The sequence below is a fragment of the Natronobeatus ordinarius genome (assembly GCF_024362485.1).
Lineage (GTDB): Archaea > Halobacteriota > Halobacteria > Halobacteriales > Natrialbaceae > Natronobeatus > Natronobeatus ordinarius.
In genome coordinates this window covers 1,375,010-1,401,729 of record NZ_CP101456.1, presented here as the reverse complement: position 1 = coordinate 1,401,729, position 26,720 = coordinate 1,375,010, and the positions used below count along the sequence as shown (strand labels likewise).

General features: G+C 67.5%; 22 protein-coding genes. 10 read left to right on the top strand and 12 right to left on the bottom strand.

The window, feature by feature from the left end; genetic code table 11:
• Positions 1–2: 2 nt before the first annotated feature.
• From NMQ09_RS07195 to NMQ09_RS07175, 5 genes are all read right to left on the bottom strand, one after another.
• Entirely contained in the window at positions 3–1,751 is a 1,749-nt protein-coding gene (locus NMQ09_RS07195; RefSeq protein ID WP_255193919.1) for an acyl-CoA carboxylase subunit beta, read from the bottom strand.
• Between the two features lie 4 nt (positions 1,752–1,755).
• Positions 1,756–3,543, bottom strand: a complete 1,788-nt coding sequence (locus NMQ09_RS07190) for an acetyl-CoA carboxylase biotin carboxylase subunit (protein ID WP_255193918.1) — start codon at positions 3,541–3,543, stop codon at positions 1,756–1,758.
• 2 nt (positions 3,544–3,545) lie between these two features.
• Positions 3,546–4,712: an acyl-CoA dehydrogenase family protein gene (locus NMQ09_RS07185; RefSeq protein WP_255193917.1), complete on the bottom strand. Its 1,167-nt coding sequence runs from the start codon at positions 4,710–4,712 to the stop codon at positions 3,546–3,548.
• Between the two features lie 306 nt (positions 4,713–5,018).
• Positions 5,019–6,407 carry a UbiD family decarboxylase gene (locus tag NMQ09_RS07180; protein WP_255193916.1) on the bottom strand — a complete coding sequence of 463 codons (1,389 nt, stop codon included), beginning with the start codon at positions 6,405–6,407 and terminating at the stop codon, positions 5,019–5,021.
• Positions 6,404–7,906: a UbiD family decarboxylase gene (locus NMQ09_RS07175; protein ID WP_255193915.1), complete on the bottom strand. Its 1,503-nt coding sequence runs from the start codon at positions 7,904–7,906 to the stop codon at positions 6,404–6,406. Before NMQ09_RS07175 ends, NMQ09_RS07180 begins: the two co-directional genes overlap by 4 nt.
• Positions 7,907–8,987: 1,081 nt before the next feature.
• Here NMQ09_RS07175 and NMQ09_RS07170 point away from each other — a divergent pair.
• From NMQ09_RS07170 to thrC, 7 genes are all read left to right on the top strand, one after another.
• The gene (locus NMQ09_RS07170) at positions 8,988–9,251 is read left to right on the top strand and encodes a hypothetical protein (protein ID WP_255193914.1); all 264 of its coding nucleotides are present in this window, start codon (positions 8,988–8,990) and stop codon (positions 9,249–9,251) included.
• A gap of 113 nt (positions 9,252–9,364) precedes the next feature.
• Positions 9,365–11,407 carry a DHH family phosphoesterase gene (locus NMQ09_RS07165; protein ID WP_255193913.1) on the top strand — a complete coding sequence of 681 codons (2,043 nt, stop codon included), beginning with the start codon at positions 9,365–9,367 and terminating at the stop codon, positions 11,405–11,407.
• Between the two features lie 92 nt (positions 11,408–11,499).
• The gene (gene pyrE, locus NMQ09_RS07160) at positions 11,500–12,027 is read left to right on the top strand and encodes an orotate phosphoribosyltransferase (RefSeq protein ID WP_255193912.1); all 528 of its coding nucleotides are present in this window, start codon (positions 11,500–11,502) and stop codon (positions 12,025–12,027) included.
• Between the two features lie 242 nt (positions 12,028–12,269).
• The gene (thrS, locus tag NMQ09_RS07155) at positions 12,270–14,213 is read left to right on the top strand and encodes a threonine--tRNA ligase (RefSeq protein ID WP_255193911.1); all 1,944 of its coding nucleotides are present in this window, start codon (positions 12,270–12,272) and stop codon (positions 14,211–14,213) included.
• A gap of 92 nt (positions 14,214–14,305) precedes the next feature.
• Positions 14,306–15,016, top strand: a complete 711-nt coding sequence (locus NMQ09_RS07150) for a phosphoribosyltransferase family protein (protein WP_255193910.1) — start codon at positions 14,306–14,308, stop codon at positions 15,014–15,016.
• A 114-nt stretch (positions 15,017–15,130) separates the two neighbouring features.
• A complete protein-coding gene (gene chrA / locus NMQ09_RS07145; protein WP_255193909.1) occupies positions 15,131–16,555 on the top strand; it encodes a chromate efflux transporter in 1,425 nt (474 codons plus the stop codon).
• Between the two features lie 45 nt (positions 16,556–16,600).
• A complete protein-coding gene (thrC, locus tag NMQ09_RS07140) occupies positions 16,601–17,782 on the top strand; it encodes a threonine synthase (RefSeq protein ID WP_255193908.1) in 1,182 nt (393 codons plus the stop codon).
• A 52-nt stretch (positions 17,783–17,834) separates the two neighbouring features.
• On the opposite strand, the gene NMQ09_RS07135 is transcribed toward thrC, so the two are convergent.
• Both NMQ09_RS07135 and NMQ09_RS07130 read right to left on the bottom strand, forming a co-directional pair.
• Entirely contained in the window at positions 17,835–18,044 is a 210-nt protein-coding gene (locus NMQ09_RS07135) for a hypothetical protein (protein WP_255193907.1), read from the bottom strand.
• Positions 18,045–18,130: 86 nt separating this feature from the next.
• The gene (locus tag NMQ09_RS07130) at positions 18,131–18,565 is read right to left on the bottom strand and encodes a universal stress protein (RefSeq protein WP_255193906.1); all 435 of its coding nucleotides are present in this window, start codon (positions 18,563–18,565) and stop codon (positions 18,131–18,133) included.
• A 167-nt stretch (positions 18,566–18,732) separates the two neighbouring features.
• Between NMQ09_RS07130 and NMQ09_RS07125 the strand changes: the two genes are divergently transcribed.
• The 3 genes from NMQ09_RS07125 (at position 18,733) to NMQ09_RS07115 (ending at position 20,920) form a co-directional block, all read left to right on the top strand.
• Entirely contained in the window at positions 18,733–18,942 is a 210-nt protein-coding gene (locus NMQ09_RS07125; protein ID WP_255193905.1) for a hypothetical protein, read from the top strand.
• 90 nt (positions 18,943–19,032) lie between these two features.
• Entirely contained in the window at positions 19,033–19,908 is an 876-nt protein-coding gene (locus NMQ09_RS07120; RefSeq protein ID WP_255193904.1) for an ABC transporter permease, read from the top strand.
• A 4-nt stretch (positions 19,909–19,912) separates the two neighbouring features.
• Positions 19,913–20,920 carry an ABC transporter ATP-binding protein gene (locus NMQ09_RS07115; RefSeq protein WP_255193903.1) on the top strand — a complete coding sequence of 336 codons (1,008 nt, stop codon included), beginning with the start codon at positions 19,913–19,915 and terminating at the stop codon, positions 20,918–20,920.
• Positions 20,921–21,050: 130 nt separating this feature from the next.
• Here the strand turns inward: NMQ09_RS07115 and NMQ09_RS07110 are convergent, their stop codons facing one another.
• From NMQ09_RS07110 to NMQ09_RS07090, 5 genes are all read right to left on the bottom strand, one after another.
• Positions 21,051–21,641, bottom strand: coding sequence for a 50S ribosomal protein L15e (locus NMQ09_RS07110; RefSeq protein WP_255193902.1), 591 nt, complete (start codon positions 21,639–21,641; stop codon positions 21,051–21,053).
• A 201-nt stretch (positions 21,642–21,842) separates the two neighbouring features.
• The gene (locus NMQ09_RS07105; protein WP_255193901.1) at positions 21,843–23,549 is read right to left on the bottom strand and encodes a DUF7519 family protein; all 1,707 of its coding nucleotides are present in this window, start codon (positions 23,547–23,549) and stop codon (positions 21,843–21,845) included.
• Entirely contained in the window at positions 23,546–24,799 is a 1,254-nt protein-coding gene (locus NMQ09_RS07100) for a DUF58 domain-containing protein (protein WP_255193900.1), read from the bottom strand. The genes NMQ09_RS07105 and NMQ09_RS07100 overlap by 4 nt, the downstream gene beginning before the upstream one ends.
• Positions 24,796–25,506: a DUF7269 family protein gene (locus NMQ09_RS07095; RefSeq protein WP_255193899.1), complete on the bottom strand. Its 711-nt coding sequence runs from the start codon at positions 25,504–25,506 to the stop codon at positions 24,796–24,798. Before NMQ09_RS07095 ends, NMQ09_RS07100 begins: the two co-directional genes overlap by 4 nt.
• A complete protein-coding gene (locus tag NMQ09_RS07090; RefSeq protein WP_255193898.1) occupies positions 25,503–26,615 on the bottom strand; it encodes a DUF4129 domain-containing protein in 1,113 nt (370 codons plus the stop codon). The genes NMQ09_RS07095 and NMQ09_RS07090 overlap by 4 nt, the downstream gene beginning before the upstream one ends.
• Positions 26,616–26,720: the final 105 nt, after the last annotated feature.

Here is a 26,720-nt window from a genome sequence, read left to right as displayed (position 1 = left end):
GGTCAGAGGATCGTGCCGTGTTTCTTGTTCGGCAGCTGTTTCTCGACGGTCTCGTAGAACGCAAAGCGGGCCTCGAGCTCCTCGCGCAGGGTGCTCGGGGGAACGATCTCGTCGATGACGACCTCGCTGGCCATCCGGTGGACGTCGATGTCCTCGCGGTACTCCTCGCGTAACTCCTGTTCCATCTGCGCGCGCTCGTCGTCGTCCTCGATCGCCGCCAGCTTGTTCGCGTAGACGGCGTTGATCGCCGCCTCGGGGCCCATGATGGCGATCTCTCCCGACGGAAGCCCGATGATGCTCTCGGGATCGTACGCCGGCCCCGACATGGCGTAGATGCCCGCGCCGTAGGCCTTGCGCACGACGACGGACTGTTTCGGGACCGTCGCGCTCGAGGTCGCGTAGATCATCTTCTTGCCCTGCTCTAGGATCCCGTCTTTCTCGACCTGCGAGCCGGCCATGAAGCCGGGCGTGTCACAGAGGTAGAGCAGGGGGATCCCGTAGGCGTCACAGGTCCAGATGAACTGGGCGGCCTTCTCGGCGGCGTCGGGGAAGATCGCGCCCGCCCGGTGGTTGGGCTGGTTGGCGACGATGCCGATCGGTCGGCCGTCGATGCGAGCGAAGGCCGTGACGATCTCTTTCCCGTACTCGGGACGGAGCTCGAGCACCGAGTCGGCGTCGACGACGCGCTCGATCACGTCGAACATGTCGTAGCCGCGATTGGGCTCCTGGGGGATGACGCCGTCGATGCCCTCGGGGGAGAGCCGCGGGGCGCGTCCCTCTGTCCGTGGGGGCTTCTCGTCGCAGTTGTCGGGCAGATAGCCGATGAGCTTCGCGACCAGTTCGCGGGCGTGTTCTTCGTCCTCGGCGACGAGGTCCGCGCTGCCCGAATGCTGGGCGTGCACGTCGGGGCCGCCGAGGTCGTCCATCGAGATGTCCTCGCCGGTGACCATCTGGACCATCCGCGGGCTGGCGATCGCCATCGCGGACATGTCCCGGACCATGATCGTGAAGTCGGCGAAGACGGGCGTGTAGGCGGCCCCGGCGATACACGGCCCGTAGAGGACGCAGATCTGGGGGACGCGACCCGAGAGCATCGAGTGGTTGTAGTAGTACTTCCCGATGCCCTCGCGGTTGGCGAAGAAGCCCGTCTGCTGGTCGATCCGCCCGCCCGAGGAGTCCATCAGGTACAGCACGGGCTTGCCCGTTTTGAGCGCCCGCTGTTGCATCCGCAGGAATTTTTCGACCCCGCGCTTGGCCATCGACCCCGCCTTCACGGAGAAGTCGTTGGCCATGAAGTGGACGTCCCGGCCCTCGAACTCCGCAGCACCGGTCAGAAGGCCGTCCGCAGGCAGCCGATCCTCGGCGTCGAAGTGAGCGAACTTCCCGTCTTCGAATTTGAGCCCCTCTTCGCCGAACCAGAGATCGAGCCGGTCGCGGACGAACAGCTTGCCCTGCTCGCCTAGGCGCGCTTTGTACTTCTCGGGGCCGCCCTCGAGGATCTCCTCGATCTCCGTCCACAGCAGCTCCTCGCGTTCGGTCGGCCCGAGGTCGTCGTCGGCGGGGCTCGGTCGGCTGCCGGCGCCGTTGCTAGCGGACGCCACGCCCGCGCTCGCGGGTGCCGACGCGCTCGCGACCGGCTCGTCGCCGTCACCCGCGTAGAGCTCGACGTCGTCGTCGAAGTGCGACGCAAGCGCCTCCGCGATCGCCTGTGCCTCCTCGTCCGTCGTGGATTCGGTCACTCTCAGTTCCATGGGATCACTCCAGGACGACGAGCGGGTCGCCCATGTCGACGGCGTCGCCCTCGGCGACGGGCACCTCGGCGACGGTGCCGCCGGCCGGCGCGATCACGTCGTTTTCCATCTTCATCGCCTCGATGACGCAGACGACCTCGCCGCCCGACAGGTCCTCGCCGGGTGAGACGTTCACCGAGAGAACGGTCCCCTGCATCTCGGCCGTGACGGCGTCGCCCGCGGCGACCTGCGTGGCCCCGCCGGCGTTCGAGGCGGCCCCGTTCCCGCCGGTCGTACCGCCGGCGTTCGCGGGGTCGGCCCCTGCGGCCGCCCGCGGGAGCCCGTCCTCGACGACGACCTCGTACCGGCGGCCGTCGACCTCGACGGAGACCTCGTTCGTCGTGGCCGTCCCGTCGGCCGCCGTCTCGACGTCAGGCGAACCCCAGCGCTCGACCGCTTCTCGCAGCTCATCGTCGTCGACCTCCTCGTCGAGGTACTTCGTCGTGTGCTCGCCGGCGCGGAACGTCTCGTCTGTGAGCATCAGCCGGTGGAACGGGATCGTCGTCTCCACGCCCGCGACCTCGAACGCTTTGAGCGCCCGCGCCGAACGCTCGAGACAGCGTTCACGCGTGGGGGCGCGGACGATCAGCTTCGCGATCATCGAGTCGTAGTCGCCGCCGATCTCGTCGCCCTGGCGCAGGGCATCGTCGATCCGGACGCCGAAGCCGCCCGGCGGGTCGTAGCGTGCGAGCGGGCCGGGCGTCGGCGCGAAGCCGTCGGCGGGGTTTTCGGCGTTGATCCGGAACTCCAAAGCGTGACCCTCGATCTCGACGTCCTCCTGGGAGATGGGGAGCTCCTCGCCCGCGGCGACCCGGAGCTGCTCGCGGACGACGTCGACCCCCGTGACCTCCTCGGTGACGGGGTGTTCGACCTGGATTCGGGTGTTGACCTCCATGAAGTAAAAGTCCCCGTCCTCGACGAGGAATTCGACGGTTCCGGCGTTCGTATACCCCGCCTCGCGGACGCCCCGGCGGGCGGCCTCACCGATCTCCTCGCGCAGGTCGTCGTCGAGCGCAGGGCTCGGCGCCTCCTCGACGATCTTCTGGTGACGGCGCTGGAGCGAGCAGTCGCGCTCGCCTAAGTGCAAGACGGTGCCGTGCTCGTCGGCGAGGATCTGGACCTCGACGTGTCGCGGCGCCTCGAGGTACTTCTCGACGTACACCGACTCGTTGTCGAAGTAGGCCTTCCCCTCGCGTTTCGCGCTCGAGAGCGCGTCGCCGGCTTCCTCGGCGCTGCGGACGATCTTCATGCCGCGGCCGCCGCCGCCGCCCTCAGCTTTGATCGCGAGCGGGTAGCCGTACTCCTCGCCGAGTTCGCGGACCTCGTCGGCGGAAGTGACGGGGTCGGTCGTCCCGGGGACGACGGGGACGTCGGCCGCTTGCATGAGCTTCCGGGCCGTGGTCTTCTCGCCGAGGGCCTGCATCGCCTCGCTCGAGGGGCCGACCCAGGTGATGCCCTCCGCCTGCTCGACCGCCCGGGCGAAGTCGGCGTTCTCCGCGAGGAAGCCGTAGCCGGGGTGGATGGCGTCCGCACCGGCGCGGTCGGCGGCCTCGAGGATCGCCTCCTGGTTCAGGTAGGACTGGCTCGCCGCCGCGGGGCCGACGTTGTACGCCTCGTCGGCGTACCGGACGTGGCCGGCGTCGCGGTCGGCGTCTGAGTAGACGGCGACCGTTCCGACGCCGAGTTCCTCGCAGGCCTGCATGATCCTGACGGCGATCTCGCCTCGGTTCGCGACTAGCAGTTTCTCGAACATGGTCAGTAAGACTTCGGGAAGCCGAGTTGCTGGGCGATGTGGTTGTATGCCATCTGCTGGGAGACGGGGGCGAGGCGGGTGAGGTTGATCTCACGCCACCAGCGCTCGACGTCGTACTCCTCGGCGTAGCCCCAGCCGCCGAAGGCCTGCATCGACTGCTTGACGGCCTCGATGCCGGCCTCGACGGCCGTGGCCTTCGCGACGTTCGTCTCGTAGCCACACTCCTCGCCGCGGTCGTAGAGCCAGGCAGCCTTCTCGCGCATCAGCGCCGCCGCCTCCATCCGGGCGTACGCCTTCGTGATGGGGAACGAGACGGCCTGGTGGGAGCCGATCGGCGCGTCGAACACCTCGCGGTCGTTGGCGTACTGGATCGCCGTGTTCGCCGCGAGCTTGCCGATGCCGGTGCCGGCGGCGGCGAAGCCGATCCGTTCGGGGTTGAGCGTGTCGACGAGCGCCCACCAGCCGTCGTCCTCGGTGCCGAGCAGGTTCTCCTTCGGGACGCGGACGTCCTCGAAGAACACTTCACACGACTTCGAGTAGTTGATGCCGTGTTTCGGGATCGGCGAGACGTCGATGCCGGGGCTGTCCATGTCGATGATGAACAGGCTGATCCCGTCGGTGCCCCGATTGACGTCCTCGCGCGGGGTCGTCCGCGTCACGAGGACCATGTTGTCCGCGCGATCCGAGTAGGTGATCCACGCCTTCTGTCCGTTGATGACGTACTCGTCGCCGTCCTTCTCGGCCCGTGTCGCCGCGTTGAGCGTGTTCGTCCCGGCGTCGGGTTCGGTGATCCCGATCGAGAAGTTGCGCTTCCCGTCGGCGATGTCCGGCAGGTAGGTCTCTTTCTGTTCCTCGGTCCCGTGCTCGCGGATGCCGACGGCCGCCATCCCCGCGGTCAGCACGAGGTACCAGGTGCCGGCCATCCCACACCCTTCCGCACAGAGGGTCTCCATCGCCAGCCCCATCTCCTGCATGCCCATCCCCGCCCCGCCGTACTCCTCGGGGATCAGCAGGCCGTGGAAGCCGGCCTCGGCGAGTTCGTCCCAGAACGCCTCTGAGAACTCCCCCTTCCGTTCTTTCTCGCGCCAGTGCTCCGGTCCGTACTCGGCGGCCACCTCTTCGGCCGTCGATCGAATCAACGCTCGTTCCTGTGAGGGTTCGAAATTCATGGCTGTGTGCTCTGCGTCGTCTCGGCCGCCAGACCGTGCCCCGGGCCGACCTCCTGTTCCCGGGACACCCAGTGCTCCGGGCCGAGAGCGTACATCCGTGGACGTTCTCCCTCGAGTATTAACTACTTCGGTGAATTTCGCCGCATTCGTCCGGGAATTAACCACCGCCCGTCCCCGGATCTGACCCCACCCCGACGCAGTCTTGCGTAAACAGTGTTGTAAACGTCAGAACGGCGGCCGATCGGCGAGCATGGCCGATCGCGATGAGCACGGCTCCGGCGTCGAGCAGCGCTGGGGCCGGCTCGCTCACGCGACGTCCGGCTCGTCCTCGAACCCGAGGTCGGTCCACGACTCGAGGACGGCGTCGCGGATCTCGGGCGGGAAGGAGTCTGTAACCGAGACGCGAGGGGCGACGAACTCGGGTTTCCAGCGAGGATCCCACGTCGCGTCGACGTAGAGGCGAGCGCCGGTGTCGTCTCGGCTGTACGTCGGCATGCGGGCTGCTGGCGCGTTGGGTTCACTGAACAGCCAGTCTCGCGAGGGGTGGGCTTTGACCCAGAGGTCGCCGAGGACTCGGCCGAGCGCTCGCGGGCTCGCCTCGGCGTCGACGACGACGACCGTGTCGAAACAGCGAGAGAGCGAAAAGAGGAGGTTCGCCAGTTGCCACTCGAAGCCGGGGTACAGCACTTCGGTCGCGACGAGGCAGATCCCGAGCCGTCCCTCGGCAGGGAGCAACACCCACTCGACCGGTGAGACGCCCCAGTAACCGTTCACACGTTCGTAGAGTCGCGCCGCGATCGCCAGCGCCGTGAGGCCGAGGTCGTCCGACAGCGGCGTTCCCAGGGGCGTGAACGGAACGACGGGATCCTCGCGAGTGAACACGTGTCGGACGTCGAGCGTGAGCGTCGTGGCGTCGACGAGGCGCTCCCAGAACTCCCGTTTCTCCGAGCGCGTCTCGGGCTGGCGCGCCGCGACGGTCGTCTCGAGGACGACCTCCGAGGAGCCGGGGACGACCCCGCCGGCGGTCGGGACGACGGGGACCGTCGAGCCGACGCCGCGGGCTTCGATCGGCGTCGAGAGCCGGTCGGTGACGGCGAGCAGGTGCGTGGTCGCGAGCGCCGCCGCGGGGACGCCGAGTGCGATCGTCACCGCGTCGCCCCTGCGCAGCTGCCCGGAGAGCGCTTCGGGGACGCGGGCTCGAACGGTGTCCCCGTCGAGGACGGTGCCGTGGATCGGCCCCCAGTACGAGCCGTCGTCGCTCCCGATCGAGCAGAGCCCCAGCGTAAAACGGGGCCAGGCCTCGTCCGGCGGCGTCGGTAACTCGAGGTCGCGGAGGCCGCGGTCGGTCGCCGACGCGGCACGCGGGACGTACGTAACGTCGCGGTCGTCGACTCGCCCGCCGAGTTCGATCAGTTCCTCGAGGACGTCGACGTAAGCCGGATCGCGGTCTACGCCGAGCCCGATTCCCAGCCGCGTCCACGGATACCGATTCCGGCGTTCCAGTTGGTCGACGCCGCCGTAGACGCCGCTCGCGAGGCCAACCCCGCCGCCGGCCGGCGTGAACTCGAGCGCCGGTCCGTTGGCTCGCATCGCTTCGGCGGCGACGACCTGCGGCGACGGCGAGTCGGGCCGCTCGAGCCGCTGGCAGTCGTCGGTTCGGTGGAGAAACTCGAGGTGGGTGCGAAACGCGGTCATCGATCCACCGCCGGTGAGTCGTCGCGAGCGAACGCCGGTGTGATCCCCGCCTCGACGAGGAGGTTACGGGCACGCTCGCGCGAGGCGCGGCTGCCGATCGTCTGCGTCGGCCGGTCACCGTCTGACAGCGCGTCGACGTGCGCTTTCGCCGTCTTCGCCTTCGACGTGCCGACGTCGGCGCTCCCCTTCTCATCGGGCGTCTGGTAGATGTTCAGCGGCACCTTCGGCATTCGCTCGACGCCGAACTGGTGGAAGTCAGTCGCCGGGTCGGCCTGGAGCGCGATCGCCTCGAAGACGGCCCGGGGATCGAGCGGGTTCACGTCCGCGTCGACGAAGATCAGGAAGTCGATGTGGAGCATTCCCCACGTCGTGAATACGAAGTTCGCGAGTTCGTGGAGGTAGCCGGGGTAGGGCCGGTCGGTGGCGATCGTCCAGGCCGTCCGCGAGGAGAACGGCCAGGGCGCGGCCATCGCGACCTCGTAGCCGGCAGCCCGGAGGCCCAGGGTGGCGTCGGGGCCCCCGGCGGCGACCTCGAGCGTGCTCGTGGAGTTGTGGCCGTAGCCGACGCCGGTCCCCTCGACGCAGAAGGGGAGTCTCGGCGCCCGGCGGTGGGTGATCGCATCGACCTCGAGCGCTGGCATCGAGCGACGGGGACCGTTCACGTAGCCGAAATAGTCGCCGTAGGGACCTTCGTCGAGCCGTTCGCCGGGACGGACTCGACCCTCGATCACCACCTCGGCCGAGGCCGGGACGTAGAGGTCGTTCGTCTCGCAGGCGACGAGGTCGACCGGCGACTCCTGGAGGCCGCCCGCGAACGCCGCCTCGCTCTTGCCGACTGGAATCCACATCTCCGCGGCGCACTCGACGGCCGGCCCCGCACCGAGGACGAGCGCGACGGGCATCGGCTCGTCGCGACGTTCGTACTCGTAGTAGTAGAGGTTGGGGACCTGCTCGCCGGCGAGAAAGAGCAGGCTCGCCCCCGTGGCGTCGTGGATCATCGCGCGGTGGCGCGACCATCGGCCCCATTCGCTGTCGGCGTCCGGTGCGACGAGCGTGTTCAGCGTGGCGTAGCGGCCGCCGTCACCCTGGTGAACGTACGGCCACGGGAACTCGAGCAGGCTGGCGTCCGCCCCCGTCCGGACGACCTCCTTACACGGCGCCGTCGCCGGGTCGACGACGGTCGGCTCGCACGGTTCGCGGAGCCGCTCGACGACCGCCTCGTAGTAGGCTGGCCCCGGGAGCGCCGACGGCAGTTCGAACGCGCGAGCGAGGTGTGCCCAAGGGCGGCGACACGGCCCTCGGTACGGGTCGCCCACGAGCCAGGTGCCATCGATGCCGGCGTCGACCCGCTCGAAGGCGGGAATTCGCTCGTCGGTCTGGTTGGCCAGCGCCGTGATCGCGCTCGCTTCGAGGTCCCACGAGACGCGGTCGGCGATCCGGTTCAGCTGCCCGGCGTCCTCGAGCAGGGCCAGGAACTCACGGAACGTCTCGGCGGTCATCGTCTCACGCGTCGCTCGGTGTCACAGCAGGGTTTGGGCGCGCGCTCTCCGACGCCCGTCGACACACCGCTGACGAATTCGACCAGTGCCGAAGGCCGCTGTGACGAATCGTACACGCCCATGAACCCCGAGGCTCCGGGGTGGTCGGACAGGCTGCTCGAGGCGGCCGGCGTCCGTCGTGCAGTTCCGATCTGAGGGCGTACTGACTCGACATGCGTCTGGGTTCGAATTCGATCCACGTCTTCCAATTGTCGACACTCGCCGTGGCGACGTGATAATACCTTCGACGCGTCCGCCGCCGACGTCCCCCTCGTCCGGCTCGACACGGGATGACCGGCTGGCGGTGAACGTCGCAGAGTTCTAATTTAGACACACATATATAGAATATGCCCATAGTTGATTCGGCCGCCCGTTCTTGCTGCAACCCAGTTCGACGCGTTCCACGTCAGAAATCCGCCCAGACAGGAGTTAAACCTGATTCGATCACGAACGTACGGGAACCCGTCGATCGGTACCGGTCGAAACGGGTCGCCGACGGTCGGCCGGCACCATCACCCCCAGACGGCAGAAACTCGAGGAGTAACGGCTCCTACTCGCGTCGAGCCGACTTCAGTGACGTTCTCGACTCGGATGGGTAGCCACCACCTCTTAATCCAATCTAGATGACCACTTTGGGATACACTCAGCTTTCAAACATCTGATCTGGCGTCCGCCAGTCGGCCCGACGAGGCACACCGTCCCGACGTCCACCACCAGTGACCGAGAATGGCACCCGCTGTTCGGGCACCTGGACGCTCGAGGCGACTGCTCGGCGCTCGAGTCTTGTCCGGAGGCCGGTCGAGATCCGGCCGGAGCCCCGTCGAGACCCGACCGGAGCCCCGTTCTGAGTCGCGCCAGCGCCACAGCTACCGGCAGAAACGAACGTGTACGGACACCCACATTTATATATCGAGGCCCGAAACGGTGACAGGCCGCAAGACCGATGACACATCACGCGGCCAGTCGGTCGCGACCGCGACCGAGGGAAACAGGGGACACGGCATGACCGTGTCGTTTTTTGCATGGGTGTCGTAGGGCGAGCATGCTCGCACTGGAACTCGAGGAGTTCATGATCGAACTGAAAGAGGGAGCGATCGCGAACGTCGGGCCGACGAACAAGGCTGCGACGGCGAAGCTGTTCGACGTCGAACACGCCGAGGCCCGGGAGTTCGGCGACAAGCGGGTCAAACTCGTCTTCGAAGATGGCGAGGGGAACGAACTGCAGGTAGCGCTGTTCCCCGAGGACGTCCGGAAGGTCGTCCGCGACGTCGAGGCGCTCGAGGACGATTCACCCGTCTTCGAGTGACTGATCGGCGGAAATCGCCAGCCGTGAGCCGGTTACGGGGTGATCGGACGGCGGCGATCGTCGCGGACGTATTTCGACAACCGTTTTAGGGCGAAACTGTTTGTCACCAGTAGATGGGTAAGTGTATCATCTGTGGCAAGCCCGTCGACGGGCTGATCTGTGAGTTCCACGAGGAGGACGTCGTCTTCGAGTTCGAAGGCACCTCCCCCTCCCAGCTCACTCCCGGTCGGTACTACCGGGGCACCGTCGATGGCTACGCCGATTTCGGCGTCTTCGTCGACGTGGGCGATCACGTGACGGGTCTGCTGCACCGAAGCGAACTCGACCGCCGGCTCGAGAGTCTCGACTGGGAGCCCGGCGACACCGTCTACGTACAGGTACTGGACGTCAGAGACAACGGCAACGTCGACCTCGGCTGGTCGATCCGGCAGGCCGACCGTGAGTTCCGTGGCTCGCTGATCGACGCGCCCGACGGCGAGTACCGTCCGGGCGAGCGCGACGCCGAGGACGAGTCGTCGTCCGCGGACGACGACTCGACGACGGCCGATGCGGGGCCCTCCACCAACGGTGGGGACGCGACCCCGGACGAGCCGGCCGAACCGGCCGAACCGGCGGCCACGCCGACCATGGAGATCGAAGAGCCCGACGCGCCGCTCAAGCGGACGACCGTCGACGCGCTCGACGACCAGGTCGGCTCGATCGTTCGCCTCGAGGGCGAGATCACCGGCGTCCGCCAGACCGGCGGCCCGACGGTGTTCGAACTGCGCGACGAGACCGGCACCGTCGAGTGCGCTGCATTCGAAGAAGCCGGCGTGCGCGCCTACCCCTCGGTCGAGGTCGAGGACGTCGTCGCCCTCGAGGGCGAGGTCGAACGGCGCTACGGCGACCTTCAGGTCGAGACGGAGACGCTCGAGGTCCTCGCCGACGACGAACGCGAGACGGTCGCGACCAGGCTCGAGGAGGCGATCGAGCAGCAGGCCCGACCGGAGACGGTCGAGCCCCTCGCCGACGACGAGGCAGTCGCCGCGCTCGAGAACGAACTCGTCGACGCCGCGACGACGATCCGCAAGGCCGTCGTCGAGGCCCGACCGGTCGTCGTCAGACACAGCGCGACCGCCGACGGCTACGTCGCCGGTGCGGCGATCGAACGCGCCGTCCTGCCGCTGGTCCGCGACCAGCACACCCGCGACGACGCCGAGTATCACTACTTCGAGCGCCGACCGCTCGAGGGCACGGTGTACGACATGGACGCCGCGACCGGCGACGTCACGTCGATGCTCGAGGCCCGCGACCGCCACGGCGAGCAGCTTCCGCTGGTCGTCCTCGTCGACGCCGGCTCGACGGTCGAGTCGACCGACGGCTACGACCTCCTCGAGGTCTACGACGTCGACCGGCTCGTGATCGACGACAGCCACGCCGACGAAGCGGTCGTCGACGCGGTGTCGGTAGCCGTCAACCCGACGCTCGCCGAAGCGAACGGCGGTGCCGTGACCTCGACGGCGCTCGCAGCCAACGTCGCCGCCCACGTCAACGAAGCCGTCCGCGACGACCTCGAACACCTCCCTGCCGTGAGCTACTGGGAGGAGCCACCGGCGGCGTACGTCGACCTCGCGACCGAGGCCGGCTACGACGAGACGGCCGTGACCGAACAGCGGGAGGCGGTCGCGCTCGAGGCGTACTACCAGTCGTACAAGGACAAGCGCGAACTCGTCGCCGACCTGCTGTTCGGTGACGAGCGCGACCTCGCCGCCCACGTCTCCGAGCAGTTCCGGGACAAACTCGAGGCCGAACTCGAGACGGCCCGCGAGAACCTCGAGACGACGTCGATCGACGGCGTGACCGTCGCGACGCTCGACACGGCGGCGTTCACCCACCGCTTTGACTTCCCGTCGGCGAACCTCCTGCTCGACGAACTCCACCGGCGCGAACGCGACGACGGGCCGTTCGTCACGCTCGGCCTCGGCGAGGACGAACTCCACGTCCGGACGACTACTCCCGTCGACGTCCGCGAACTCGGCGAGACGGTCGCCGACGCCGTCCCCGACGCTGGCGTCCGCGTCGTCGGCGGGCGCGACGGTCACGTCGAGTTCCTCGTCGGCGAACGCGACTCGGTTCGTGAGGCCGCCCTCGACGCGCTCGCCGAAACGCTCGCGTAACGAACCCGCGCAGTTCTCCGACCGACCCGCTCGAGCAGTGACGACCACGCGATTCCACACCGTTTATCTCGCTCGGTCGCGCCTCTCCGACAATGACGAACCAGGAGCTCATCGATGCCCTGCGAGACGCCGACGCTGTCCAGTTCGGCGAGTTCGAACTCGCCCACGGCGGCACGAGCGAGTACTACGTCGACAAGTATCGCTTCGAGACCGATCCGCGCTGTCTCGAGACGGTCGCCGAGGCGTTCGCCGACCGGATCGACGACGACACCAAACTCGCGGGCGTGGCCCTCGGGGCCGTCCCGCTCGCCGCGGCAACGAGCGTCGTCGCCGGCGTCCCGTACGTCATCGCGCGCAAGCAGCGCAAGGAGTACGGCACGGCGAACCTGATCGAGGGCCGACTCGAGGAGGGCGAGGAGGTCGTCGTGCTCGAAGACATCGTCACGACGGGGACGAGCCTCGTCGACGCGATCGAGGCGCTGCGCGAGGCGGGTGCGACCGTCGAGCGCGCACTCGTCGTCGTCGACCGCGAGGAGGGTGGCCGCGAGAACGTCGAGGAGGCGGGCGTGGAACTCGAGGCGCTCGTGACGGCCTCGGAACTCCTCGCCGACCGCGAGTAAGCAGATCGCCGTCGCGAGGGCCGACCGACGACTGGCTCGCGTCGTGCGGGGACGACCACACCATCACAACGTTTTTATCCCGCTCGAGATTACTCGGGGATACGATGGTAGGTGTCCGCTTTACAGGGCCGCTCGCCCGATTTTGACTCACACCTACCGTTCGCTGTGTCGATCCCGAACGACCAGCGGACGGTATCTGAGCCCCTCGCCGCGGACGCGCCACCGAACGTTTTACCACAGCCATGTCAGAACCAGCATCACAGGGACAGATAGCGGTCGTACTGCCCGACGGATCGGAACTCGAGGTCGACGCCGACGCGACGGTCGAAGACTGCGCCTACGAGATCGGCCCCGGTCTCGGGCGGGACACGATCGCCGGCAAGCTCGACGGCGAACTCGTCGCCAAAGAGGAGCCGGTGTACGACGGGGCGGCCCTCGAGATCGTTACGGACCAGTCAGACGAGTACCTCGAGGTGATGCGCCACTCGGCGGCGCACTGTCTCGCCCAGGCCGTCGAGCGCCACTTCGACGACGTCAAACTCGCCATCGGGCCGCCGACGGACGAGGGCTTTTATTATGACTTCGACGACCTCGAGGTCGACGAAGCCGACCTCGAGACGCTCGAAGGAGAGATCGAGGAGATCGTCGAGGCCGACTACGAGATCGAACGCGAGGAGGTCTCGGTCGAGGAAGCCAAAGAACGGCTCGCGGACGAACCGTACAAACTCGAGTTACTCGAGGAACTCGCCGAAGACGGCGAGCAGGTAACCTTCTACAGCCAGGGCGAGTGGGAGGACCTCTGTGCCGGCCCGCACGTCGACTCGACGGGTGAGATCGGCGCGGTGAAACTACTCGAGATCGCCGGCGCCTACTGGCGTGGCGACGAGGAAAATCCGATGCAGACGCGCATCTACGGTACGGCCTTCGAGGACGAGGGCGGCCTCGAGACGTTCTTAGAGCGCCGCGAGGAGGCCAAAGAGCGCGACCACCGAAAGATCGGCAACGAGATGGACCTCTTCTCGATCCAGGACGTGACGGGCCCCGGGCTGCCGCTGTATCACCCCGCCGGGAAGACGATCCTGCGCGAACTCGAGCGCTTCGTCGAGTCGGTCAACGAGGCGTCGGGCTACGACTACGTCGAGACGCCCCACGTGTTCAAAACGGAGCTGTGGCACCGCTCGGGTCACTACGAGAACTACGCCGAGGACATGTTCATCTTCGACGTGAACGACGACGAGTTCGCGCTGAAGCCGATGAACTGCCCCGGCCACGCCGCCATCTTCCAGGATCACTCCTGGAGCTACCGCGACCTGCCGATTCGCTACGCGGAAAACGGGAAGGTGTACCGGAAAGAACAGCGCGGCGAGCTCTCGGGACTCTCGCGCGTCTGGGCGTTTACGATCGACGACGGCCACCTGTTCATCCGCCCCGACCAGATCGAACGCGAAGTCGAGGGGATCATGGACGCCATCGACGAAGTGCTCTCGACGTTCGACCTCGAGTACGACGTCGCGCTCGCGACCCGGCCCGAGAAGAGCGTCGGCAGCGATGAGATCTGGGAAAAGGCCGAGTCACAGCTCGAGGCGGTCCTCGAGAAGCGAAACGTCGACTACGACCTCGAGCCGGGAGACGGCGCCTTTTACGGCCCGAAGATCGACTACTCGTTCGAAGACGCCATCGGTCGGAGCTGGGACGGGCCGACGGTCCAGCTCGACTTCAACATGCCCGAACGCTTCGAGATGAGCTACGTCGGCGAGGACAACGAGGAACACCAGCCGGTGATGATCCACCGGGCGCTCTATGGCTCCTACGAGCGCTTCTTCATGATGCTCATCGAGCACTACGAGGGGAACTTCCCGCTCTGGCTCGCCCCCGAACAGGTGCGCGTCCTCCCCATCTCGGACGCCAACCTCGGCTACGCCCACCGGGTCGCCAACGAGTTCGACGGCTTCCGCATCGAGGTCGACGACCGCGACGCCACGCTCGAGCGCAAGATCCGCGCGGCCCACGACGACCGCGTCCCCTACCAGATCATCGTCGGCGACAACGAGGAGGAAGCCGGCACCATCTCCGTGCGTGACCGCTTCGAAGCACAGGAGTACGACGTCGAGCTCGAGGACTTCAGAGCCCACCTCGAGAGCGAACGCGACGAGAAGCGGAGCGAGCCGGACTTCCTGGCTGAGTGACCGATCGGGCGTGCGAGCGATCCACGTTCGTGTGCTTTCAGCCCCGCAGAGCGGACCGAAATATCCATAGTTGCAGAATCGTGCATACCAGTATGAACAGAGCCGAGAAGGCTGCCTTGCAGCTACGCGCCGTCGACGTGTTGCGGATGCTCAAGGAGACCCGCACGTACGACGAGCTGGCCGACCGAACCGGGCTCCCGCCGGGTGACCTCAACCGCTACGTCAACGGACACGTCCTCCCGAGCGCCGACCGCGCCCGGGCGGTCGTCGAGGATATCGGCCACGGCGCGCTCGCAGAGGAGCTCGACGCGCGGATTCGCCTCGACGACGAGGGCTACGTCGACACCTCGGGAGCGGTGTTCGACCAGCCGTTTCTCGACCTCGTCGCGCCGGTCGCCGCCGACGCCTTCGACTTCGGCCGGCCGGACGTCGTCCTGACGGCTGCGACCGACGGCATCACGCTGGCCGCCTCGCTCGCGAGCTACTACGGCGTCCGCTGTGCGTACGCGAAAAAGCGCAAGGAGACTGCCGTCGAGGAGTTCATCGAGGCCCGGGAACGACTCGAGTCGGGGATCGAACTCACCTACTACCTGCCGGCGTCGGCGATCGATCCGGGCGAGTCGGTGCTGGTGGTCGACGACCTCATCCGATCGGGCGAAACCCAGGAACTGTTGCTCGACATCGTCGAGTCCGCCGGCGCCGAGGTCGCCGGCGTCTTCGCACTCATCGCCGCCGGGGACGACGGCATCGAGCGCGCTCGAGATCGGACGGACGCGCCGGTCGGCGCGCTCACGCAGGTCTGAGCGGGAACCGATACGCTCTCCCCACGTTCCAATCTGCCGGCCACGGGCGCTCGAGGTCGCAGTGTCGGTTTCATTGCAGTAACGTTTACTTCCTGCCCGAGGACCCCGTGAGCAGTGACTGACGGAGGAGACGCCGACGCTGGCGACGCCGCCGACGCTGCCGCGGCCGCGAGCTATCGCGGCGAAGCCACGCCGGAGAAACTGCTCGAGATCGCCCGGTACTTCCTCTTCATCGGCATCGTCGGCTTCGGCGGGCCGCTCGTTCACATCGCGATGATGGAAGACGACCTGGTGGGCGAGGAGCGCAAGGGCTGGACCGACCAGTCGACGTTCATGGAGGGGCTGGCGATCTGTAACACGCTCCCGGGGCCGGCCTCGACCCAGCTGGGGATCTTCATGGGCTGGATCTACGCCGGCACTCTGGGGGCGGTCGTCGCTGGCGTCTTCTTTATGCTCCCGACGTTCGTCATCGTCGTCTTCTTCTCGTGGCTCTACTTCGCCTACCAGGCGCTCCCCGCCGTCGAGGCGGTTTTTTACGGCGTCAATCCCGTTGTGATCGGACTCATCGTCGGGGCGTGTTACTCGATGGCCCACAGCGCGTTCGCCGAGGGGCGGTCGGACTACGAGTTCGAACTCGGTTCCGACACGTGGTCCGTCGATTACTTCCTCCTCGCCGTGCTCGTCGTCGCGACGCTCGTCGTCGCGCTCCTCAACCCGAACCCTGTGGTCGCGTTCGTCGCCGCGGGCGTGATCGCTGTCGCGGTCTACCGTTCCGACTGGGTGCGTGCAAACGCGCGGAAAGCCACGCTGTGGGCGATCGCGGGCGTCGTCGCCGGCGTGCTCTTTTCGCTCCGGGATCGGTTCCTCGACCTGCTCGGACCCGCCGCGAGGGAAGCGCTCGAGGCCAGTCCGATCTGGGGGTACGCGCTCGCGCTGTGGGCGAACGAGTGGGTCAAACTCTTCTTCTTTATGATCTACACCGGGTCGTTCATCTACGGCGGCGGACTCGTGCTCATCCCCTTCATCGAACTCTACGTCGTCCGGGAGTTCGGCTGGCTCACCGGCAGAGAGTTCGTCGACGGGATCGCCATCGGCCAGCTCTCTCCCGGCCCCGTCGTGATGACGACGGCGTTCGTCGGTTACGCGCTCATGCTCGAGGTCTCCGGCGGGATCCTCTGGATCGCCGTCCTCGGCGCGTTCGTGGCGACGGTCGGCGCGTTCGGGCCATCGTTCGTCTTCATCGTCGCCTTCTTCCCCTTTTTCGCGCAGGTCCGGGAGAACGAACTCGTCCAGTCGGCGCTCGTGGGCGTCAACGCCGCCGTCGTCGGCGCGATCCTCGGTGCGACGGTCGTCCTGGCGACGGAGTCGTTCGTCGTCGAGGAGCCGGGTATTCCACTCGCCGTGGGCGAGACGGTCGTCGACCTCTTCACCGTTGCGCTCGCCGTCGTCACCTACTGGCTGTTCGTCCGCGGCGTCCACGCCGCCTCACTCATCCTCGGCGGCGGCCTGGTCGGTATCGGCGCGTTCTTCCTCCTGTGACGACGCTCCACAGGGCTTACCTCGCCGCGGCGAGATCGAGCAGCCGTGACTCGACGGGTACGCTGTTACGACTGTGAGTCGACGTTCGAACTCGAGGCGCGAAAACGCTGCACCTGCGGCGAACCTCTCTGGTTCGACGTCGACGCGAGCGGGTTCGAGTGGCCCACCGACGGAACCGCCGGCGTCTGGCGGTACGCGGACGTGCTGCCAGTGGCCGACTCCGTGGGAATCTCGGAAGCCGCCGGCGCGACGCCGCTGGTTCGCTCGCCACGGCTGGACGGCTACGCCGGCTGCAGGCTCCACCTGAAACTCGAGGGACAGAACCCCACCGGCAGCTTCAAAGACCGCGGCAGCGCAGTCGGCGTCAGCTACGCGGTCGACGTCGGCCGGGAGTGGATCGGCACCGTCTCGCACGGCAACATGGCGCTGAGCGTGGCCGCCCACGCCGCGAGCGCCAGCCTCGAGTGTGCCGTGTTCGTTCCCGAGGACACCCCCGAGGAGCGACTCGAGTTGATCGCCCGCCACGATCCACACCTCCTGCAGGTCGTCGGGGACTACGGGCGGCTCTATCAGGAGACACTCGCGCTCGAGTCCGCCGTCGAGTTCGTCAACTCCGACACGCCGCTTCGCGTCGCCGGCCAGAAGACGGTCGCCTACGAGATTCTCGAGGCGTTCGCGCCGTCGGTTCCGGACGCGATCGCCCTCCCGGTCAGCAGCGGCGGCCAGGCGAGCGGCGTCTGGAAGGCCTTGCTCGAACTCGAGGCGGCGGGCCTGATCGACGACGTTCCGCGGCTGTACCTCGTCCAGGCGGCTGCATGCGACCCCATCGCGACGGCCTTCCGGAACGGAACGTCGACAGTGACATCGGTCGACGGCAACGAGACGATCGCCGTCTCGATCGCCAACGCCGACCCGCCGAGCGGTACGCGTGCGCTAACGGCCGCCCGCGAAACCGGCGGTGCGGTCGTCTCCGTTCCCGACGACGAGATTCGAGACGCGATGTGGCGGCTCTCGACGACCGCCGGCCTGTCGGTCGAACCCTCGAGCGCCGTCGCCGTCGCGGGCCTCCGGCGTCTCGCACGCGACGGCGAACTCGACGCCGACGAGGACGTCGTCGCCATCTTGACGGGCTCGGGATACAAGGAGCGATTCGAGGCCGACTCCGAAAGTCGACGGATCGAACTCGACGCCCTCGAGCGAGCACTCGAGACACTCGTCGGCGCGTGAACGGCTCGAGGTGAAGACTTGGGGACCGGCACGTCGGTGCCCTGACAGCGACTCACCGGTAGACGTAGAGCACGAAAAGCGTCAGGGCCACGCCGCCGAGGACGCTGGCGACGACCGCGAACGCGAGGCCGATCGTCTGGTCGATTCGCAGGAGAAACAGGAGGACGACGACGAACGCAGCCCAGAGAAACGCGATTGCGACCCCGAGGCGGTACCACTTCCGTTGCACCGACGTGATCGCTCCGCTCGTGGAATCTGACATCACCCGTTCGGGACGTTCTCGCCGAACGGTGGTATACGCTTCGTCGAATCCAGTCCTCGAAACGCGGGTGAACGACCCGTCCTCGCTCACCGAACGATCGTTACCGGAACCGGCGACCGACGGGCGACCCGCTCGGCGACACTCCCCAGGAGAATCCGACTCGCACCCGTCCGGCCGTGGCTGCCGATGACGACGTGGTCGACGTCGTGTTCGTCGGCGTACTCGATGATCGTCCGCGAGACGCCCCCGAGGACGTGGTCCGTCTCGATCTCGACGCCTGCGTCCGCGGCGCGTTTGCTGGCCTCCTCGAGCAGGTTCTTCGCCCGGTTCTCGTGGTTCTCGCGGATCTGCTCGTAGTTTGCCATCGCGCCACCCTCGATTCCCGTCGCCGCGTAGAAGTCACTGGGATCGATGACGTTCAGCGCCGTGATCTGGGCGTCGGCGTGTTCCTCGAGTGCGAACTCGAGTGCTTTCGTCGCCTGGTCTGAGTCGTCGATCGGCACCAGTACGTGGGTTGCCATACCGTTCTTTCGCAGGCCCACGAAATAAGTCTCCACCCCGAAGGGTTCCCAGGACGACCGCCTCTTCCAGCTCAAGTGTGATTTTGTACCGATCGGTTATCACCGATGACGGCTCGAATCCGGGCGTGCGCTGAATTCGAACCGGGCGGCGGCCTCGCGGTCGTGCGGTGCACCGCCGTCCACCTACCCCCGCACCGCCTGCTCGCCACCCAGAACTCGACTCAAGCGTCGTCGAAGACGACGCTGACTTCACCTCCTGGAGGCAAGACGGGTTCTCCTCGGACATCTACGGGCTCACGTGTACGCCACACACCGAGCTCCTGAGCACGGCGAGCGGAAACTGGTCGGTCGAAGACAGCAGCCTCGGTGGCTGTTGATTCGCCACCGGCAAGACCCGGCTACGAGAGTGTCGAGCGTTAGATTTTTATTGAGTGCTGTTGTATTAGTGATAGATATAATTAACACCAATGTGGACTGCCCTGGCAACGCACGAATTCCGTCGATTTCGCCACGCCCGAGGAACGTGGCTGTATATCGGCCTCTGTGCAGCGTACACCGTCGTCTGGCTCCTCGAACCGCGGAGCGAGACTGAATCGATCGACGCGATCGGATCGAGCGTCGCGGTCGGGAGCCTCCAGGCGTCCCTCGGCGTGCTCGTGATGCTCGGCGGCCTCGTCGCAGGCTTCGGAGCGATCGTCGGGGACCGCGAATCCGGAACGATGACCGTCGTCGCCGGCATGCCCCACACTCGCCAAGACATCGTCATCGGCAAACTCGCCGGGCGGGCGGCCGTCATTGGAGTCGGAATTGCGATCGCTGTCGGCTGTGCGATCGCTGGCGAGCTCCTGCTCTACAGCTCGGTTTCGTTCCTGCAGCTCCTCGCCGTGGTCGCAGTGACTGGCTGGTACGCGCTGTGCTGGGTCGCGATCGGAATCGCCATCTCGACGCTCGCCCGGAGCAGTACCGAGGCGCTCGTCGGTACCGTCGGAACCGCCCTGTTCGCTCTTCAGTGGGGTTCGGTCTCCTGGATCGCGTATGGGTGGTTCGGCTCGACCGGGTCGATCTCGGGACACTACCTCTTCGCCCGCCGGCTCGCGCCGCGAGAGGCATACCACGTCGTCACGAACTGGATCCTGGGCGTCGGAAACGGTGACGACGTCTTCCTGCCGATGCTCACTCAGCGGGAGACGGACGTGGACGTCATTGGCGTCTTCGTCGTCGATGCGAGCGGGTCTGCCCCGGTATACCTCTCGGAGTGGCTCTCGCTGCTCGTCCTTGGGCTGTGGGCGATCGTCCCGCTGACGGTCGCGATACTGCGCGTGAGAACGACCGACCTGGCCTAATCCCATGACACAATCACGAACTCAAACTCAGAACCGGGAACCCCGGACCAACTCGACGGAGAGCCCGATCGTCATCAACAGGCTCGAGAAGCGCTACGGCGAGATAACTGCCGTCTCGGGGCTCGACCTCGAGGTCCGCGAGAACGAGATCTACGGTCTGCTCGGGCCGAACGGTGCGGGGAAATCGACCGTGCTGAACGTGCTCGCAGGATCGGTTCGAGCGGACGCCGGTTCGATTCGGCTGTGCGGCGGCGATCCGATCGCGGACGCCGCAGACATCCATCGCCGTGTCGGAATCCTCCCTGACCAGTACGGCGTTTACGACCGGCTCTCCGCCGCCGACCACGTTCGCTACGCGCTCGACGCCAGACGCACCGACGGAGATCCGTACGCCCTTCTTGAACGCGTCGGGCTCGGTTCGGTCGGGTCGAATCCCGCAGGATCCTTCTCGAAAGGGATGCGACAGCGACTCGTCCTCGCGATGGCTCTCGCCGGCTCGCCTGACGTGCTCTTGCTGGACGAGCCCTTCAGCGGACTCGATCCCGTCGGCGTCCGTCGGGTCTTCGACGTCGTTCACGAGCGGCGTCGCGAAGGGACGACCGTTCTCCTCTCGAGCCACGATGTGGCGCGCGTCAACCGGTTGTGCGACCGAATCGGCATCGTCACCAACGGGCGGATGCTGGTGGAAGGAACCCCCGAACGAGTGTTAGAGCGGTGCCCGATCGAGGCGGTCCTCGAGGTTACTTTCGAGGTGCCTGTGACGAACGCGACCGTCCGCGCCCTCTCGCGGCTCGACGGCGTCGACGTTACCGGCTCCGACCGCCGCCTCTCGGTCCGGGCTCGGTCCGTGGACGCCCGCGAAGCAGTCGAGTCGCGGCTGGCGTCGCTTGACGTCGGCGTCGACGCCGTTGTCGAGTCAGAACCTACGTTGGAGGACGCCTTCGTCCAGTACGTCGCCGATCCAACCGCGACCGAGAGCCGTTCGGCTGGAACGAGGTATAGTAACAACTGAAACGGGTTACACACTGCTCGTCATCAAGCGGCAGGTGTGCAATGTCTTTCAGCGGCTACTCTAGCGCCGCGGCAGGGAGAGCGGCTCGCTCTGCGACGCGAGCAGGGCTGATGGAAAACGGAGGGGAGTGTTACTTCGCGCGGCCCTGCCCGCCCGTGTTGCTCGGGCGGACCTTCTCGGCACCCTTGCCGCGGTTGTCGAGGCCGCGGTTTTGCTTGCCCGCGCTGGTGAGTCCGCGGAAGGCGCGGTTCGTCTGCGTATCCTCACAGATCCAGTTGAGGTCGTCGTCGTTCTGGATGGCAGGGTGGTTCGGATCCACGAGGATCACTTCGAACCACTTCTGGCTGCCGTCCTCGCCGACCCAGTAGCTGTTGAGCACCCGCAGGTTGGGATGTTTGCGCGAGGCGCGCTCCTCGGCGATGCGCTGGATGTTCTTCCGGCGGCCGATGCGGTTGACGCCCTGGCGCTTCGTCCGGCGACCTGCCTTGTGTCGCTGCTTGCGCGCGGTCCCCTTGCGGACGGCGACGCGAGCGAGGACGATGCCCTGCTTGGCCTTGTAGCCCAGCTCGCGAGCCTTGTCCAGTCGGGTCGGGCGCTCGATGCGCTCGATTGCGCCCTGTTTGCGCCACTTCTGTTTTCGTTGCCACTGCAACTCCCCGAGCTTACCGTCGCCGGGGGTCTTCCATGCCTCCTTGATGTGGGAGTAGAAGCTTCGTGCCATAGTTGTCCGCGGGCGTTTCCGGTTCAATCTACGATGCGTAGATCACATCCCTGCCTGTGGCGATTGCCGAACAGGTGCCCGCTGGTGCCCGCCGTCCAGCGAGTTACTCGAGTCTACCCAACTCTCGAGTATAAGGACTTCGAACCGGAGCCGAGCGCAGCCGGCCGAGAGACCGAGTCGTGGTGACCCCACTCGTGTCGATCACGGACTCCCCGGCGGGAGTCGAGGCATCCCTCGACGGTCGGCGCCGAGTTCGTACCACACCAGGATGGCGACGAACGCGAGCGGGCCCACCACCACGAGCACGGCGGGGCCGTAGAACGCGGCCGCCCCTGCGGAGACGGCGATCGCCACCAGGAGGGCCGGATGCTCGGCCGTCGACCGAAGCCGCTCGAAGAGCCACTCGAGCGGCAGGAGCCGGCGCCAGTCGACCCCTCGAGTCAGAGCCAGCGCGAAGGTGACGACGGCGACGAGCGTGAGGGCGACCGGCGCGACGGCCTGCCAGCGTTCGTCCGGCGGCGAGACGGTACCCAGTCCGTAGAGCGCGGCGGCCGCGACGGCGACGCCGGCGACGCCGGTCACAACGCTCCCGGTCGCGTGGATCGTCTCGACCTCGCGCGTGTCGACGCCCGCCCCGAGTTGCCGACGGAGGGTGAGCGCGTTCTCACCGACGTCCCAGACGACGATGGCCGCGGCGACGCCGGCGAAGACGAGAAGTGGGGCGAGACCAGACAGGGCCCCGACGATCGTCGCGGTGAACAGCGCCGCGCCACCGAGGCCGAGCGACCACCGTCGCCAGCCCGACTCGAGCGACGGCCTCGACTCGAGCACCCATCTGTGGGTGAGGACGGTGAGGCCGACGAACGTCGCCCCGAGCACGCCGACCAACGTCGGGATCACGAGGGTCGGTTCGGCCGACGGGCGGACGACACCGACGCTGGCGATGACGAGCGGTACGACCGCCCCGCCGGCGCCGAACGCGAGCGTCTGGAGCGGATACCGCCCGAGCCAGGGCCGAACGACGGGACCGACGATCCGGCCGACAGAGACCAGCGCCAGCCCGAACGCGATGAACGCCACTAATGCGTGTCCCACCCCGGACGTCAGCGCGAGCGCGATCGCCTCGCCGATCGGTCCCAGTACGCCCAGCGCCGCGTTGAACAACCCTCCCGTTCCCGGTACGAACCACAGCACGACCTGGAACACGTACGCGATCGTGACGGCCTCCGGAAGGGCTTTCACGCGCTCGAGGATCGTCTCGAGCGTCGGCAGGTCGTCACCTTCGGAGGTGTACGGCTCGAGGAGGAACGCCGCGACCCCGAACAGGAACACGGCAAGAAGCACCAGCAGCTGCAGCGAGACGAACGCCACTGCGGGCGTCGCCGTCGCGAGCGTGAACAGTTCACGACCGACGAACGCCACTGCTTCGACCTCGCCGTACAACACGAGAAACAGCACGACGACGACGAACGCCGCCGTGATTGCAGAGTCGCGCGCCGTCCGGACCACCGCTGAGGCGTACCTCGAACCCGGCTCGAGGGCGACTGCGGTCGCGCCGACAGCGAGGAACGTGAGAGCGGCGAGCGCACTTCCGAGGACGACGGTGACGGTTACCGGGCCACCGGCCGACGCCCCGGCGAGCCCGTTGCCGACGGCGACCGCCCAGAGCCCGGCGGCGAGCGCGCCGACGAGTCCACAGCTCCCGGCCGCCCGTCGCCGGAGTACTGGCGAGGTGACCGCCCGGACGCTCGCGGCGGCGACGACGCCGGAAAGCGCCGCGACGATCGTCGGGACGACCCGACCCGTTCCGACGCCGATCGCCAGCGCCGCCACGACGGCCACGAGGACGACGATGGGGCCGAGATCGCCCCGTCCGTCGCTCGTCGGGTCGACGCTCGAGCCGGTCATCGTGACCACCCGTGTGACCCCCGTTCGGCTGCGACCTGCAACGGTTCGTCCGGCGCCCACTCGAGCACCCTGACGCCGGCGGCCCTGAGCGTCGAGAGCCGCCGTTCGGTGGCGATCCGCTCGACGGTGCTCCCCGGCGAGTCGGCGTCGGCGACGGTCGGACAGAGCAGGGTCACCTCGTGGCCGTAGGCGCGGAATCGGCGGATCGAGCGAACCGGCTCGTCGTCGAGTAGCGGCGAGACGACGACGAGCTGTTTCTCGTCACCGAGCTGTCGACAGAATCGCCCCACGTGACCGTCACCCGCCGCGAGCCATCCCTCCCGGACGAACGAGTCACACCACTCGCCCTCGAGCAGTCGATCGGCTCTGGCGGCGTGATCCCGGCCGGTCCGCGGAAGCAGGTAGTGCCCGGGTCTGCCGTAGAGGGCGACTCCGACGCGATTGTTCTCGCGAAGTAGCGCGGCGACGAGCCGTCGACCGGCGTGTTTCGAGAGCTCGACGCCGTCGGCCTCCGCCGGATCGCGGACCACCGCGTTGACGTGGCGAACGTCGACGACGACGACGACGGTCGCCGCCCGTTCCTCGCGGAACTCGACGGTCGTCAGCTCGCCGGTCTTCGCCAGCCGATTCCAGTCGACGCGATTCTTCGAATCAGTTGGCTGGTAGGATCGTACCGAGTAGAACTCGACTCCCTCGCCGCCCGTCTCTGACTCGACGCGACCGCTGTACTGGATCGTCTGCCCGGCCAGTGGCACTCCCTCGAGCCCCTCGGCCGGCTCGATCTCGTCGGCCACCGAGAACCGTTCGCGACCCGTCTCGCTTCCGCTGACGTTTCGCGCCACGACCGTGACGTCGCCAAAGGCGTGTTCGCCGCGGCGTGCACGGACGGTGTACGCGACGGACGCCGTCTCACCGGGGCCGAGGCTGACTGCGCCACGCGGCTCGTCCGCGACGACCGCGAGTTCGGCGGGCGGTTCGTCGGCGACGCGAACGTCGGGGAGCGGTTCGTCCCCCTCGTTCGTGACCAGGACGACGACGTCGACGTCGTCGCCCGGCGACGGCAACGCGGGCTCGAGAACCCGCTCGACCGAGAGGTCGACGGCGGGCGGCCGGGTGACGTGGCCGTAGCCGGCGTACATCAGGCCGACGAGTGACGAGAGAAAGATCGCCGTGTTTCCGGCGAGAACGCCGACTCCGACCGCGACCAGCGCGACGGCGAGACCGACCTGCCAGCGCCCGGTCGCCGTCATCGCGCCACCTCCCGCTCGAGGACGTCGCCTCCGTCTCCCGGATCGAGGTCGGGCCGTCGGGCAGTCCCGTTCCCGTGATCGTCGGCTACCGAATCGGTGGACCGATCGCCGTCTACGGAACCTCCAGAGTCGGGCCCACCGGCTGCGAGTCGCTCGAGTTCGGCGATAGTCGCCTCGAGACTGCGACTCGTCCAGTCGCCGTGTGCCCAGTCACGAAGTCGAATCCGAAGTGGAGGCTCGAGGTGTCCAGCGAGATAGGCCGCCGCTCTCGGATCGTCGGTCCAGGAGCCGTCGCGGGTTCGGTCGGCGGCCTCCTCTCTCGTGAGTCCCTGACGATCGGCGAGCACGGCGATCACGATCTCGCGAACGCGCCGCCTGGCCCGATACTGGTGGTACGATCGACGTCGATCGGTCGACGTCGGTTCGAGGACGGCCGATCGCTCGAGCGTCCGGTCGATCGACTCGGCCACCGTCTCGTGATCCCGCCTCGAGCGAGTCCCCGGTGACGGCAGGCCGTCGTTCGGCCCCCGTTGGGCGGCCCGAACGAGTTCGGCCACCCCGACGAGCGTCGCGACGGCGGCCAGCCCATAGACGACGGTATCGCGGCCGACGACCGTGAGCGTCGGCAGCGAGGGATCGAACGCCGGGACGGCGACGGCGAACCCGAGTGCGAGCACGCCGACGAGCGCGGCGAGGAGGCGTCTCACTCCCCGTCACCCCCGTCGTCGCGTTCGCGTTCGATCCGCTCGAGGGCGTCCCGAGCTCGCCGGGTTCGGTCGGCCGACGGTGGATAGCCGCCGTATCTGACCTCACGAAAGACCTCGGTGAGCCGCGAGACGGGGTCGACGGGGAGTCCAGCGTCGATCGCCGCCCGCGCGTACTCGCCAGGCGTCCGACCGCGACGGCGACGGACGGGGACGAGGTCGATCATCTCGGCCCACGCTTCCTCGACGGTTGGTGGGCCCGTATCGGGCGCATCGACGGCGTCGTCGCCGGTAGACGCACGGGATCGACGTGTCCGGGAGGCGTTCGCGTCCGATCGGGACGACCGGGGGCCGATCCCCGACAACACCGAGTGGAGGCCGGAGACCGAACTCGAGAGACCGATCCTGGGCCAGCTGACCGTCAGCAGCGAGGGGAGCCCGGCCAGCGTTGCACCGAGGCCACGACCCACGCCGGACGCAACGAGACTGAGACTCGTTCCGACGACGCGGGAGCCGCCGGCGACGGCGTCGAGGAACGAAGGGAGCGTCCTCGAGGCGCCGATCGCCACCACCATCGTCGCCTGCGGGATGAGTCCCAGTCGGAACCAAAGCCGGGGGAGAGCACCGCTCGGTATCTCGCTCTCGGGGACGCCGAGCCGGGCTGGCTCGGTGGCTCGCCAGACGGAGACGGCGCCCAGAACGCCGACGACGACGCCAATGCCCAGAACGCCGAGCGTCAGCAGTGATCCGAGGAGGTGATTGAACTGGCCCGACGAACTCGAGGCAGGTTCGTCGCTGGCGTCTCGATCTGGAGACGAGGAGTCAGACGCCGCTTCGGGCTCGTCGTCGGCCGGCTCCTCTGCTGGGTCGTCCGACCACCCCTCCCCACTTACCGCGTCGACCACTCCGTCGAGCCCGCGCTCGAGGGGAGCGTCATCGCCTGACGACCCGTCCCCGGCGTCTCGGTCGAGCGCGTCGCCGTAGTGGTCACTGCCGACGGCGTCTCGGTCGGGCGCGTCGCCGTAGCCTGCAGCGGGGAAGAACGCAGCCGCGACGACGATCGCGAGGACACAACAGCCGATCAGGGCGGCATTGCGAAGGTCGTATCCCACGTTCCGGTACAGTATTCGTTAGAATAAATGTGTTACTCTTGAGTCAGGATCTCGATCGAACTGACGGGATGGGGCGCAGCGAAACTCACTTGTGGTTACACTTTG

Excerpts from the sequence above, each read along its gene's own strand:
- NMQ09_RS07195 (WP_255193919.1), bottom strand. The coding sequence starts at position 1,751 with ATGGAACTGAGAGTGACCGAATCCACGACGGACGAGGAGGCACAGGCG.
- NMQ09_RS07190 (WP_255193918.1), bottom strand. The coding sequence starts at position 3,543 with ATGTTCGAGAAACTGCTAGTCGCGAACCGAGGCGAGATCGCCGTCAGG.
- NMQ09_RS07185 (WP_255193917.1), bottom strand. The coding sequence starts at position 4,712 with ATGAATTTCGAACCCTCACAGGAACGAGCGTTGATTCGATCGACGGCC.
- NMQ09_RS07180 (WP_255193916.1), bottom strand. The coding sequence starts at position 6,407 with ATGACCGCGTTTCGCACCCACCTCGAGTTTCTCCACCGAACCGACGAC.
- NMQ09_RS07175 (WP_255193915.1), bottom strand. The coding sequence starts at position 7,906 with ATGACCGCCGAGACGTTCCGTGAGTTCCTGGCCCTGCTCGAGGACGCC.
- NMQ09_RS07170 (WP_255193914.1), top strand. The coding sequence starts at position 8,988 with ATGCTCGCACTGGAACTCGAGGAGTTCATGATCGAACTGAAAGAGGGA.
- NMQ09_RS07165 (WP_255193913.1), top strand. The coding sequence starts at position 9,365 with ATGGGTAAGTGTATCATCTGTGGCAAGCCCGTCGACGGGCTGATCTGT.
- pyrE (WP_255193912.1), top strand. The coding sequence starts at position 11,500 with ATGACGAACCAGGAGCTCATCGATGCCCTGCGAGACGCCGACGCTGTC.
- thrS (WP_255193911.1), top strand. The coding sequence starts at position 12,270 with ATGTCAGAACCAGCATCACAGGGACAGATAGCGGTCGTACTGCCCGAC.
- NMQ09_RS07150 (WP_255193910.1), top strand. The coding sequence starts at position 14,306 with ATGAACAGAGCCGAGAAGGCTGCCTTGCAGCTACGCGCCGTCGACGTG.
- NMQ09_RS07135 (WP_255193907.1), bottom strand. The coding sequence starts at position 18,044 with ATGTCAGATTCCACGAGCGGAGCGATCACGTCGGTGCAACGGAAGTGG.
- NMQ09_RS07130 (WP_255193906.1), bottom strand. The coding sequence starts at position 18,565 with ATGGCAACCCACGTACTGGTGCCGATCGACGACTCAGACCAGGCGACG.
- NMQ09_RS07120 (WP_255193904.1), top strand. The coding sequence starts at position 19,033 with ATGTGGACTGCCCTGGCAACGCACGAATTCCGTCGATTTCGCCACGCC.
- NMQ09_RS07115 (WP_255193903.1), top strand. The coding sequence starts at position 19,913 with ATGACACAATCACGAACTCAAACTCAGAACCGGGAACCCCGGACCAAC.
- NMQ09_RS07110 (WP_255193902.1), bottom strand. The coding sequence starts at position 21,641 with ATGGCACGAAGCTTCTACTCCCACATCAAGGAGGCATGGAAGACCCCC.
- NMQ09_RS07105 (WP_255193901.1), bottom strand. The coding sequence starts at position 23,549 with ATGACCGGCTCGAGCGTCGACCCGACGAGCGACGGACGGGGCGATCTC.
- NMQ09_RS07100 (WP_255193900.1), bottom strand. The coding sequence starts at position 24,799 with ATGACGGCGACCGGGCGCTGGCAGGTCGGTCTCGCCGTCGCGCTGGTC.